This is a genomic window from Massilia sp. CT11-137 (genome assembly GCF_047302885.1).
In the GTDB taxonomy this organism is placed as follows: domain Bacteria; phylum Pseudomonadota; class Gammaproteobacteria; order Burkholderiales; family Burkholderiaceae_D; genus Telluria; species Telluria orientalis.
In genome coordinates this window covers 1,376,186-1,388,428 of sequence record NZ_JBKYMP010000001.1, presented here as the reverse complement: position 1 = coordinate 1,388,428, position 12,243 = coordinate 1,376,186, and the positions used below count along the sequence as shown (strand labels likewise).

Annotated in this window: 8 protein-coding genes; 4 read left to right on the top strand and 4 right to left on the bottom strand. The window is 65.5% G+C overall.

Annotation, left to right across the window (positions count from 1 at the left end):
• From ACEN98_RS06245 to ACEN98_RS06230, 4 genes are all read right to left on the bottom strand, one after another.
• Positions 1-1,383, bottom strand: a complete 1,383-nt coding sequence (locus ACEN98_RS06245; protein WP_413382637.1) for an HlyD family type I secretion periplasmic adaptor subunit — start codon at positions 1,381-1,383, stop codon at positions 1-3.
• Complete coding sequence (locus tag ACEN98_RS06240; protein WP_413382633.1) at positions 1,383-3,185, bottom strand: type I secretion system permease/ATPase; 1,803 nt, start codon at positions 3,183-3,185, stop codon at positions 1,383-1,385. Before ACEN98_RS06240 ends, ACEN98_RS06245 begins: the two co-directional genes overlap by 1 nt.
• A gap of 371 nt (positions 3,186-3,556) precedes the next feature.
• Positions 3,557-6,262 (bottom strand): DUF4214 domain-containing protein, encoded by a 2,706-nt coding sequence (locus ACEN98_RS06235; protein WP_413382630.1) that lies wholly within the window; start codon positions 6,260-6,262, stop codon positions 3,557-3,559.
• Positions 6,263-6,482: 220 nt separating this feature from the next.
• On the bottom strand, positions 6,483-7,811 hold the full coding sequence (locus ACEN98_RS06230; protein WP_413382627.1) for a FecR domain-containing protein: 1,329 nt from the start codon (positions 7,809-7,811) through the stop codon (positions 6,483-6,485).
• Positions 7,812-7,982: 171 nt separating this feature from the next.
• On the opposite strand from ACEN98_RS06230, the gene ACEN98_RS06225 reads away from it, so the two are divergent.
• From ACEN98_RS06225 to ACEN98_RS06210, 4 genes are read left to right on the top strand one after another with little or no spacing between them, the layout of a single operon-like run.
• On the top strand, positions 7,983-9,818 hold the full coding sequence (locus ACEN98_RS06225) for a CHASE2 domain-containing protein (protein WP_413382624.1): 1,836 nt from the start codon (positions 7,983-7,985) through the stop codon (positions 9,816-9,818).
• On the top strand, positions 9,815-11,083 hold the full coding sequence (locus tag ACEN98_RS06220) for a tetratricopeptide repeat protein (protein ID WP_413382621.1): 1,269 nt from the start codon (positions 9,815-9,817) through the stop codon (positions 11,081-11,083). Before ACEN98_RS06225 ends, ACEN98_RS06220 begins: the two co-directional genes overlap by 4 nt.
• 33 nt (positions 11,084-11,116) lie before the next feature.
• Positions 11,117-11,443, top strand: coding sequence for a VanZ family protein (locus ACEN98_RS06215; protein WP_413343387.1), 327 nt, complete (start codon positions 11,117-11,119; stop codon positions 11,441-11,443).
• Between the two features lie 7 nt (positions 11,444-11,450).
• Positions 11,451-12,230: a Crp/Fnr family transcriptional regulator gene (locus tag ACEN98_RS06210; protein WP_413343389.1), complete on the top strand. Its 780-nt coding sequence runs from the start codon at positions 11,451-11,453 to the stop codon at positions 12,228-12,230.
• Positions 12,231-12,243 lie beyond the last annotated feature (13 nt).

Sequence of the window (12,243 nt, the reverse complement as noted above, 5' to 3'; positions counted from 1 at the left end):
TCATTCCTCGCTCATCGACGAATGGGCACGGTCGAAGACCGGCTTGAGCAGGTAGCTCATCATCGTGCGCTCGCCCGTCTTGACGAACAGTTCCGCCGGCATGCCGGGGCGGATGGCCATGTGGTGGGCGGCGATCATCTTCGCGCCTTCCGGCGTCACCTTCACGCGTACCTTGTAGTACGGGACGCCCGTGTGCTCGTCGACGCTGCGGTCGGCGGACACCGTCTCGACCTCGCCCGGGATGCGCGGCGTGCGGTTGGCATTGAAGGCCGAGAAGATCAGCTCGGTCGGCAGGCCCTTGTGCACCTTGTCGACCAGGTTGACGGCCAGCTGGCCCTCGACGATCAGCGGGTCGTCGGCCGGCACGATGTCCATCATCTTGAAGCCCGGCGGCACGACGCCGCCGTTGGTGAACACGGCGAGGTTGACGACGGTGCCGTCGACCGGCGCCTTGACGTCGACGTTCGACAGTTCGAATTGCTGGGCGCTCATGCGCGCGCCCTGGGCTTCGGCCTCTTTCTGCGTCTCGCTCAGCTGGGTGCGCACTTCCTTCTGGTAGTCCTGCACGCGCTGCGCCTTGCGCAGGGTCAGTTCCATCACCTGGCGCTGGGCGCGGCCGATGTTGCCGATGTCTTCCGAGATCTCGCCCTGCAGCTGGGCATAGGTGCGCTCCAGGTCCAGCAGGCGGTTGCGGGCGACGTAGCCATCCTTCGCCAGGTCGCGCATGCCCGCGAGCTGTTCCTTGAGGAAGCCCATCTGGGCCTTCTTGCTCTCGCGGCCTTCCTGCAGGCCCTGGATCTGCAACTTCAGGCCGGCGATGTTCTCGTCCACGCCGCCCAGCTCGCTCTGCAGCGACGCCTGGCGCGAGGCCAGCAGCTGGGTTTGCAGGGTCATCGTCTCGGCCACGCGCGGATCGCCGGCGCGCTTCGTCAGCTCGTCCGGGAAGCGGATCGTCTTCGCGCCGGCCTGCTCGGCCAGCAGGCGCGCCTCGGTGGCGCGCGCGTTGAGGTACTGGGCCTCGGTGATGTCGTAGCCCGCCTTGGCGGTCACGCCGTTCATGCGGACGAGCACCTGCCCCGCCTTCACGACGTCGCCATCCCTGACGAGGATTTCCTGGATGGTGCCGCCGGTCTGGTGCTGCACCGCCTTGCGGTTCGATTCCTTGGCGACCGTGCCGGACATCGGCACACCCTTGTCGAGCGGCGCGAAAGCGGCCCACAGCAGGAAGCCGACGACGCCGAGCAGGACGATGAGCCAGCCCAGGCGCGCATAGGCGCGCGCGTCGGTGTTGACGGTCAACGGCTCGACGTCATGGGTGATGACTTCGGTGGCCGCGGGCTTGCCCGCTTCCTTGTGCGCATCGTTGTGTTTCACGAGCTTCATTATTTGCTTCCTTGTTCCGTCGTTGCGGGCGCCTGCTGCATGGCCTGGGCACGCGCCTGCGCGGCCTGCTGGGCGGCCTGCTGCTGGGCGGCGGCCTGCTGTTGCGCCGCCTTCTGGTTCGCTTCCTGGAGGGCGGCCAGCACCTGGTCGGTCGGGCCGAACATCTGGCCGACGCCGTCGCGCATCACGAGCAGCTTGCTGGTGGCGCCGATGATGCTGGTGCGGTGCGTGATCAGGACGATCGTCTTGCCGCGCCGGCGCAGGTCGAGCACGGCCTGCACGAGCGCCTGTTCGCCGATCTCGTCGAGATTCGAATTCGGTTCGTCGAGGACGATCAGCGCCGGATCGCCGTACATGGCGCGGGCCAGGCCCAGGCGCTGCTTCTGGCCGCCGGACAGGCCGGCGCCGGCGTCGCCCAGCGGCGTATCGTAGCCTTTCGGCAGGTGCAGGATCATGTCGTGCACGCCCGCACGCTTGGCGGCCTCGACCACTTTTTCCGGATCGACTTCGCCGAAGCGGGCGATGTTGTCGCTGACGGTCCCGCCGAACAGTTCGATGTCTTGCGGCAGATAGCCGATGTTCGGGCCCAGTTCGCCCTTGTTCCAGCTGTAGATGTCGGCGCCGTCGAGGCGCACCTTGCCGCCCGCAGCCGGCCAGACGCCCACCAGCAGCCGCGCCAGCGTCGACTTGCCGGAGCCGGACGGGCCGACCACGCCGAGCGCGTCGCCCGGCGCGATGGCGAACGACAGGCCGCGCACGACGGCTTGCGCCGCGCCCGGCGGCGCCGCGGTGACGCCTTCGACCGTCAGGATGCCTTGCGGCTTCGGCAATTCCATGCCGGCGCTGCGCTCCGGATTACCGTTCAGCAGCTCGGCCAGGCGGCCATAGGCGCTGCGGGTGCTCGCCCACGATTTCCACACCGCGATCACCTGCTGCACCGGCGCCAGCGCGCGGCCCACGAGGATGGACGCGGCGATCATCATGCCCGGGGTGATGCGGCCGTCGATCGCCAGCAGCGCGCCGAAACCGAGCACACCGGACGTCAGCGAGGACTGGACGAACTTGGTGATGGCGCCGACGACGCCGGCCTTCTGGCTGGCGTCCGCCTGCAGGTTCAGGAAGCGACTGTGCAGCTTGAACCAGCGGCTCATCAGGTTGGGCAGCATGCCCATCGATTCGATGACTTCGGCGTTGCGCAGGTTGTTGGTCGCCAGCGTGCCGGCCATGATCGCCATGGTGTTGGCTTCGCTGAGCGGCGCGCGCGACAGTTTTTCGTTGACGACGGCCAGCACGATCAGCACGGCGGTACCGCACAGCGCGAACAGGCCGAGCCAGGGCTCGAAGAAGAAGATGACGATCAGGTAGATCGGGAACCACGGCGCGTCGAAGAACGCGAACAGCGCGTTACCGGTCAGGAACTGGCGCAGGTTCGTCAGGTCGTTGAGCGCCTGCCCGGCGTTGCCGCCCGCCTTCTTGAGATTCTGCTCGAAGGCCGCCGTGTAGACGCGCTTGTTCAGCATCATGTCGAACTTGGCGCCCACGCGCACGAGCACGAAGCTGCGCATCATTTCCAGCGCCGAGAGCAGCAGGAAGCCGCCGAGCATGATCAAGGTGAGCATGAGCAGCGTGACCCCGTTGCGGCTCGCCAGCACGCGGTCGTAGACCTGCAGCATGTACAGCGAAGGCACGAGGGCCAACAGGTTCGTGATGGCACTGAACGTGCCCACGGTCACGAAGGTGCTCTTGAAGCTGCGTAGCGCGAGCTCGATCTCGTTCTTGGGTTGGGATTGTTTATTGTTCATCTTCAGGCCGTCGTTGAGGTACTTGATGGATGGAAATATCCAATATCAAGCAGACGCGACATTATCGCCTAAAAGATCGAGAAAATGTGACGAGGATCACATTTTAATAACGCATTTGATTAAATCTCGGAGAGGTTGGGCCGCTACGTTGGTAACAACAGACAAAACACAAAGGGCCACGCTTTGCAGCATGGCCCCTGAAGGACATGGTTGGCTCCGGGACCGGTGCGTGTTATCCATCCGGCCGACACCCAGCAGATATGCTCCGCATTCGACAGCACTACAGAAGTCGCGACAACCGTTCCGCCGAACCCGCCCTGCCCTTGTCATTCAGTGCCATCCGCCGGAGCGGATGGCAGCCGAAGCATCGATTAGACGATGAAGAAGTGGTCGGTCGAACCGTCTTCGGCGAAGTTCTTGATGCCGGTGATGCCAGCCAGCTGGACCACGGTGTCGGCGGCGACGTCGCCTTGCACGAACACGTAGGAGTTACCCAGGTATTCGAACACGACAGCCGTACCAGCACCCGCAGCGGCCGTGTTGGCCAGGCCGATAGCAGCATCCAGGGTCGACGGGCCCGCGCCGGTGAAGCTCAGCACGCCGTGCGAGATCTGGCCGCCGTCGGTAGCAACCTTACCAGCGAACGACAGCACGTCGGCGGCGGCGATTGCGGCCTTCGCGGCGTCCGCGTCCGAACCCACGGCAGCGGCGGCGGTCTTCTCGAAGCCCGAGATCGACTCGACACCATTACCAGTCGAAGCGTTGGTGATGGTGATGATGTCAGCGCCCGTGCCCAGCTTGATGGTGCCGCCGCCGTCGACGTTAGCCAGCGAGGCGGTCAGGCCACCGGTTGCAGCCGATGCGTCGATCAATGCCAGCTTGCCTGCGCTGGCGATCGAGTCGATCACCAGTTTGCTTGCACCGGTGACGGTCAGCGAGGTCAGCGCGTCGCTGGCGGTCAGCGCCAGGTGGTTTTCGGCGTTGGCGCCGCCCGAGGTGACAGCGATGGTCTTCGCTGCGCCAGCGGTCAGGTTCAGTGCAGCGGCGTTGTCGCCTGCAGCTTTCGATGCGTCGACGAACGACGAGTCGAACACGACTTTCACGCCAGTGGCGTTTTTGGCGTTCACGGCTGCATGAGCATCGGCAGCGGTCGTGGTCTTGGCATCGCCCGATTCGTCGATGTCCAGCGTCACGGTCAGGTCGCCAGCGACTTTCTGGTTGATGGTCAGCACATTACCGGCGGTATTGCCGGTGACGCGGTAGCCCACGCCTGCACCCACGTTCTCCAGAGAAGCGCCGAGGCCGACGTCGCCGCTGGCGACGATTTCGGTCACGGTGTTCTTCAGCGACAGGATGTCGATGTCCAGGGCTTTGCTCAGGCCTTTGGCGTCGAATGCGTCGAAGTTGCTGAAGGCGCCCACGTTGGCCGAACCGACCAGATTCAGCAGCAGGGTGTCGGTACCTGCGCCGGCGTCGATCTTGTCGTTCGCGCCGATAGCCACGGTCGAGGTGAAGGTGTCGTTGCCTGCGCCCAGGTCGACGTTCAGCGCGCCGGTGTTGCGGCCGATGACTTTTACGGTGTCGTTGCCATCGCCAGCGGTGATCGTCACGATGCCGTCGCCCTTTGCGTCGACGGTGATGGTGTCGTTGCCTGCGCCGGTATTGACGGTGGCGTTGGTTTTGTCCTTGACAGTGACGGTGGCCAAGGTCACGTCATCGTTGCCCGAACCGGTCTTGATGTTGGCAACGGTGTCCGCAGCGACGTAGGTGATGGCGCCGGTGCTTGCGCTGGCATCGACCGCAGTAACTACTTTGCCGGTGCCGTTGTTGTTGACCGTCAGGTTGGCGGCAACAGCGGTGTTGACCATCAGCGACTGGACGTCCTTACCACCGGTGATGTCCAGATTGATGTTGCCTTTGACGACGGTGCCGCCCACGATGACCGAAGCCAGCTTGCCCGAACCGGTCGAAGCCACGTTCAGGTTTGCGCCTTCCGCTGCCTTGTCCAGGGCGACGGTTGCGCTAGTAGCCGCGTCGGCAGCAGTGACGGTCACGCCACCAACAACGACAGCCAGGTTGTGGAAACCAGCGGTCGTGGTTGCATCCAGCTTGGTGACGTCGGCAGCATTGCCGGTTTGCCACAGGGCGGTCACGCCAGCGTATTGCGAAGCGTCGGTCAGGCCGGTAGCAGCAGCGCCGGTATTGAAGATGTTGACGGTTTCGATGTTCTTGATCGTGGTGTTGGCCTGGATCGAAGCGTTGTTGGTACCGTCGGTGTAGATGTTCAGCGTGTCCTTGCCTGCGCCGCCGTCGATCGAGTCGAACTGGCTCAGGGTGTCAGACAGGGTGTGGCCGTCAGCTGCGATGTTCAGCGAATTGAACACGTCGTTGCCGCTCGTGCCGACCAGCGTGTCGATGCCGGTGGTCACGGAGAAGGTCTGGCCATTGACGACGTTACCCAGCTTTTCGATGGTGTCGTTGATGTTGGCCTGGTATGCGGTCACGTCGGTGCTGCTGTTCACGCCCAGCAGCAGCGCACGTGCGGCTGCAGCGGCTGCGTCGCCGGCGAACGAGGTGATCTCGGCCGGGGTGTCCAGTGCGGTCGTGAAGGCGGTGGCGACGGCCAGCTTGTGCTGCACGGTCAGTGCGTCCAGCTTGCCCTGATCCGACGTGTTGGTCAGTGCTGCCTGGGTGATGGCGGCGGCGGCGTTGGCCTTGGTCAGTTCGCCGGTGGTGATGGCGTTGACCCAGAAGTCGAAGCCGGATTTGTCGGCGTCACGGCCCAGGACGTTCTGGTAGATGGCGTTGACGAATTTGCCGATGCCGATTTGGCTGTTGTCGTTGCCGTACAGGGCAACCGATTCCGGCGACGCGTTGAAGCTGTTCACCAGTTTCGACAGTTCGGTGGTGCCTGCCTTGTCGGCCTGCACAGCAGCTTGCACCTTAGCAAAGTCCGTGTCTGCACCCATCTTGTCGAGGGCTGCCGAGAAATTCTGCAGGCCATAGTAGTCGGCCGGACGGCCGAAGTACGAAACGTACAGTTGCTGCACTACGCTGGTGTAGTCTTGTGCTGCCATGATGTGAAATCCTTTAAAGATTGTGGTTTAAACCGAAGTCTGCTACCGGTTCGCGTGCCGAGATACGGAACGCTATTTGCAGAACTGCGAAGTATATTGCCAGACCACCAAAGTAACGTTGTGACAGCCATCACAAAGCTACGAATTTTTACTTCATTAATACAATTTATTTACACGTTATTTCCGATACTCACGGATTTCCACGCAATTGGCGGTATTTTCAGCGTCCCCACAGCGTGGCGCCGCTGACGGTAATACCGGGCGTGGCGGAATTCTTGAAGATATAACCCGCCTGTTCGGCGTTCGAACCGCCCAGATAGCCGCGGATGATGGTGGGCGAGCCGATTCCCTCATACAGCATCCCCTTGTCGGTAATCACGCCGTTGCCGATGACGTCGGCACGATCATTTCCCGCTCTCACGTCCAATGACGTCGAAAACGTTCTTTTGGAAAAGTCCATACTCAACTGCCCCGACTGGATATTGGCAGGGCGGTCGCCGATGCTATTCGACATGATCGCTTCGCCACTCATCAATTTGAATGCGGCCGTGCCGTCCCTCGGAAGTACGAGCTCCGTATTCTTTACGCGGGTAATGGCATACGGCGCGTAATACGTGGCAATTTCCACATCCGGATCGCCGATACGCCCCGGTTGCGCCGGCAGGCCGGCGAGCGTCTGCCAGCGGCCCCAGAAGATCTCCGACGGCGACGGCGGCAACGGTTTCGGCGGCGCCGGGTCGTTGATCACGACGGGCGGCGGCGTGACGACCGGCGGCGGGTTGTTCGACGCCGGCGGCGGCGTCACCGGACGCGCGCTGTTCAACGACTGCTCCGAGCGCTGCGGATCGAGGTTGACCTGGGCCGCCGGCGTCGCCGACAGCGCCTGCTTGGCGGCGGGTTCGTCGCTGCGCGGCTTTTCCGTCTGGTCCGGCGCCAGTGCCGGGTTCTGCAGCAGTTGCGGCACGCTGGTGCCGCGCTCCACCTGCAGCAGCAAGCCCGCCTGGGCGGCAAACAGCTCGCGTGCGCTGCGGCCCTCGCAGGGGCCCGTGCCCGCGGCCGTGCAGTTGGCGCCGAAGCCGCTCATCACGACGCCGCCGGACAGCACGGTCACGCGGGTGGTCTGCTGGTCGGTGTACACGGTGAAGTCGGTCCCGCGCACGCCGATCGCGGCGACGGGCGTGTTGAAGCGGAAATTCTGCCGCGCCTGCTTGACGCCCTGGCCGGAAATCGCCCGCGCCACTCCCTGCAGGAGCTCGAGCTTGACCTGCGTCTTCGACGGATCGGCCTTGTCGATCGAATACGTGACGACGCGCGCCGTACTGTTCGGGCGCAGGATCAGGAAACCGTTGTCGACGGTCTTCATATAGATATAGCCGTCGGCGCCGGTCGACAGTTCGTCGCCCTCGCCCACCGCGGTATCCAGGGCGGCGGCGTGGCGGCCGACCTGGGCCTGTCCGGCAGTAAATACCACACGCCCGGCCTCGGCGGCGTACGCCATGTCGACAAGCGACCACATCAGGCCGGCGGCCAGGGCGAGTTTTTTCAGCATAGAGTCCTCCATAACTAGCATTGTCCTGACGCAAATGCTAAAGTCTGTGACCGTCGTCACAAGTAACGATTGTTGCACTGAGGATTGGTTCAAGCAACATATAATTCCAGACTAACAAGCAGTTATACTTCGACATTCGCCAGCGTCCTGCGCCCTTCGTCTTCTTTATTGATGAGATTCCCCGGTTTCCTGCGTACCACCTTGCGCGATACAGGCGTCCTGCGCGGCCTGATCGCGCTCGTGGCCCTGGCCATCGGGGGCTGGCTGCAGTGGCATGACGGCCCCGCTTTCACGGCCGCGGCCAACGAATGGTTGCGCGACAAAACCATCCAGTTGCAGGCGAAAACGGCACCGGAACGGCGCGTGCTCGTGATCGACATCGACGAAAGCAGCGTCGCGCAGCTGCCGTGGCCGTGGCCCCGCGCGCGCATCGCCGACCTGGTCGAACTGGTGCTGGCGGACGGCGCCCGCGGCGTCGCACTGGACATCCTGCTCGAGAAACCGGCCGATACGTCCGGCGACATGCGCCTTGCCATGCTGGCGAGCCACGGCCCCGTCGTGCTGGCCCAGATGTTCGACTACCTGCACGACGCCGCGCCCCTCGCGAGCGGCCGGCTGATCGGCGGCCTGCCCGCCCGGGCGGCGGACGGCACCCCGAGCGCGCACGGCTACCTGGCCAACCACGCGACATTCGCACTGGCGCGTCACGCCGGCAACATCGGCGTGCTGCCCGACGCGGACGGCACCTTGCGCCGCCTGCCGATGCGGACCATGTACCAGGGCCAAGTCTATCCTACGCTCTCGCTCGCCTTACTCGAATGTTGCGGCGCCGCGACAGCCGCCGTGCCGCCGGTGCGCCCAGTGGAGCGCATCCCCTATTCCCGCGCCTGGTCGGCGTACGACGTCGTCAAGGCGCGCGACGTGCTCGCGGGCCGGATGCCGCCCGACATGGCGCGCGACCGGCTGGTGCTGATCGGCTCGTCCTCGCTGAGCCTGGGCGACCGCATTTCCACGCCGCTGGGCGCCTCCAGCGCCGGCCTGCTGGTCCACGCGTCGATGCTGACGTCGCTGCTGGACCGCCAGCAGGGTCGCGCCCCCGCGCCGCTGCCCGGCCGCGCCATCGCGTTCGCCTTCACGCTGGCGGTCGTCTTGCTGACGGGCTATACGCTGCCCCGCATGGCCGCGGCCGCCAATGCGTTGCTGCTGGGCGCGAGCGCGTTCGTGTGGCTCGGCGTCGTTTGGCTGCTGGCGCCGCGCGATCCCGTCTTCGCGCCGGCGGCGCCGCTGTTCTGCTGCCTGTACCTGCTCGCCGTCGCGGTGCCGTTTCAATGGGAACTGGCGCAGCGCCGTTCGCGCCAGCTGCTGGGGACGCTGCGCCAATACGTGGCCGGCGCCGTCGTCGACGAACTGCTGCGCAGCGACCTGCAGGACCCGCTCGCGCCGCGCCGGCTCGAGGTGACGACCCTCGTGGCGGACATGGAAGGCTATACGGGCCAGGTCGAGTCGCTGTCGCTGGAAGACGCGTCGCGCCTGACAACCGAATTCCTCGACTGCCTGACGCGCCCCGTGCTGGAACACCGCGGCACGCTCGACAAATACACGGGCGACGGCCTCGTCGCGTTCTGGGGCGCACCCCTGCCGGACGACGACCACGCCGATCTCGCCCTGGACGCCGCCGCCAGCATCCTGCGCGAAGTGGCGCGCTTCTCCGCGCTACGCGTCGCCAACGGCAAGCCGGCGCTGCGCGTGCGCATCGGCATCGAAAGCGGCACCGCGATGGCCGGCGACTATGGCACGGCCGCGCGCAGCATCTATACGGCGGTGGGCGACAGCGTGAACACGGCCGCGCGCCTGGAACAGGCCGCACGCGACTACCCGCACGACGTGATCATCGGCGAAGGCACGGCGTCGCGGGCGCGCCGCCACCGCCTGCTGCCGCTGGGCGAGCGCCAGCTGCGCGGCAAGGAGCGGTCGCTCCGCATCTATACGCTGGAGCGCAACGCATGAGGCGCCTGTCCATGTGCGCCGCGCTGGCCGCGGCGCTGTCGTCGTGTCTTGCCGCCGGCACGGTTCGCGCCCAGCAAGCGCCGCTCGCCATCGCCGCCGAGCCGGCCCGGCCGGGCGACCTGTACGCCGCGGCGCTGCTGGCCCTGGGCGAAGGCCGCCTCGAGGAAGCCGCCGCCCTGCTGCAGCGCGTCCTCGAGCGCGAACCGCGCCATGCCGGCGCGTGGCTCGACCTCGCCATCAGCCAGTGCGAACTGGGCAACGCGGCGGAGGCGGAACGCCTGTTTTCCAGCCTCGAACAGCGCATGGCCGTGCCGGCGGGCATCGAGGACGTGATCGCGCGCTACCGCGCCACCGGCTGCGGCAAGGCGCCGGTGCGCAGGGGCGGCGTCTGGCTGCTGGCCGCCACGCGCGGGCACGACGACAACGTCAACCAGGGCGCGAGCGATCCGCGTTTCACGATCGGGACGGGCAGCACCCGGACGGAATACCAGCTCGACCCGTCCTCCCTGCCCCGGGCCGACGATTTCAGCCAGCTGGCCGCGTCCTGGCTGCGACCGCTCGGCGAGGCGGACGGCGACGTCATCGTCCAGGCTTACACGCGCCGGCACGACAGCGTCCGCGCGCAAGACACCGCCTCCGTGCTGGCCGCCGTCGAACACACGTGGAAACCGTTCGCCTGGCGGCTGCGCGGCACCGCGGCGACCGGCTACGTGACGCTCGACGGCACCCTGTACCAGCGCCAGCAGCAGATCCAGGCGCGCCTGGCGCCGCCGCCGGCGCGGCTGGCACCCGGGGTCGAGTTCGCGGCCATGGCGAACTACAGCCATGTCGCGTATCCGACACGCCCGGCCTACGACGGCAACACGGTGGAAATCGGCGGCATCTTCGGCTATCGCAGCGAATTCGGCCTGACCCAGGCCACGCTGACCCGGCTGCACGACGCCAGCGCGGCGGACCGTCCCGGCGGCGACCGCAAGGGCTGGTTCGGCAACCTGCAATGGTCCGGCGAGGTGACCAGCCGCCTGGGCCTGGAAGCAGGACTGAGCCACCAGATGTGGCAAAGCAGCGAGATCTATTCCCCCAACCTGATCGACAAGCGCCGGCGGCAGGACACGACGACGGTACGTGCCGCCGGCCAGTGGCTGCTGCGGCCGCACACCAGCCTGGTGCTGGAATGGCGCGGCACGTTCAATCGCGAGAACATCTCGCTGTTCCAATATAATAGTCGGGCTCTGCAGCTAAGTCTGCGATGGGATAATTTCTGACGCCGGGATTCGGTGTACAAGCAATCGACCGATATGTCCTGGGAACTGATCGTCTTCCTGGCTGCCGCAGCCGCGGTTGTCCTTGGCTGCCTGCTGCCGGCGCGCTGGCTGCCGTTATTGCCACACGACAAACTACTGCACTTCATCGCGTTTGCCGGACTGAGCGCGCTCGCGCTGCATATCGAACCCGCATGGCCCCGGCGCGCGGTCTGGCTGCTGGGGTTGCTGGTGGCGGGACTGGCGATCGAATTGCTGCAAAAAATGGTGCCCGGACGCAGTTTCTGCTGGCGCGACATGGGCGCCAACACGGCAGGCATCCTGGCCGCCGCCCTGGTTTTCGGACTGTTACAAGTGATCTGAGACGCGAATGACATCGTCGAGCAAACGTAAGAACGAGACGGACAACGACATCGTCCCGAAGGAGCTGGTGCCGGATCCGGCCGCGGCCGCCAACGAACCGGCGCCGCAGGAAGTCAACGTGCACATCCACCTGCGCAAGATCCCGCTGCTGGCCAACCTCAGCGAGGAGCACATGCAGCGGGTGAAGTCCGACCTGCGCATCCGCCAGTACGCCAAGCGCGAGATCGTGCTGCAAAAAGGCGCGGCCGGCGACAGCCTGTTGTTCCTGCTGACGGGCTCGCTGCAAGTCGTCGACGTCACGGAAGACGGCCGGGCGATCGGCCTGCGCCTGCTGCAACCGGGCGACTTCTTCGGCGAAATCGCCGTCATCAACGGCTCGATGCGCTCGGCGTCCGTCGTGGCGCTGTCGTCCGTGCTGGTGGCATTGCTGCCGCGCGCGACGGCGCTGTACCTGTTTTCCCACTCGCCGCCGGTTGCGAACCAGATGCTGCGCTTTTTGGCCGAGAAAGTGCAGCGCGACTCGGAATTCCGCGCCCTGCTCAGCATCCACAACACGTCGCGCCGCATCTACACGTTCCTCAACCTGCTGAAGGAGCAAAAGGACGGCAACGTGCAGGTCGTGGAAAACCTGCCGACGCACCAGGACATCGCCAACATGATCAACACGAGCCGCGAAACGGTGACCCGCGCCCTGCTCACGCTGGCCCAGCAGGGCATCATCGAAAAAGGCACGCACCGCATCATCATCGTCAAGCCGGACGCGCTGCAAAAGCTCATCGACGGCTGACGTTCGCCGGCAT

Excerpts from the sequence above, each read along its gene's own strand:
- ACEN98_RS06245 (WP_413382637.1), bottom strand. The coding sequence starts at position 1,383 with ATGAAGCTCGTGAAACACAACGATGCGCACAAGGAAGCGGGCAAGCCC.
- ACEN98_RS06240 (WP_413382633.1), bottom strand. The coding sequence starts at position 3,185 with ATGAACAATAAACAATCCCAACCCAAGAACGAGATCGAGCTCGCGCTA.
- ACEN98_RS06235 (WP_413382630.1), bottom strand. The coding sequence starts at position 6,262 with ATGGCAGCACAAGACTACACCAGCGTAGTGCAGCAACTGTACGTTTCG.
- ACEN98_RS06230 (WP_413382627.1), bottom strand. The coding sequence starts at position 7,811 with ATGCTGAAAAAACTCGCCCTGGCCGCCGGCCTGATGTGGTCGCTTGTC.
- ACEN98_RS06225 (WP_413382624.1), top strand. The coding sequence starts at position 7,983 with ATGAGATTCCCCGGTTTCCTGCGTACCACCTTGCGCGATACAGGCGTC.
- ACEN98_RS06220 (WP_413382621.1), top strand. The coding sequence starts at position 9,815 with ATGAGGCGCCTGTCCATGTGCGCCGCGCTGGCCGCGGCGCTGTCGTCG.
- ACEN98_RS06215 (WP_413343387.1), top strand. The coding sequence starts at position 11,117 with ATGTCCTGGGAACTGATCGTCTTCCTGGCTGCCGCAGCCGCGGTTGTC.
- ACEN98_RS06210 (WP_413343389.1), top strand. The coding sequence starts at position 11,451 with ATGACATCGTCGAGCAAACGTAAGAACGAGACGGACAACGACATCGTC.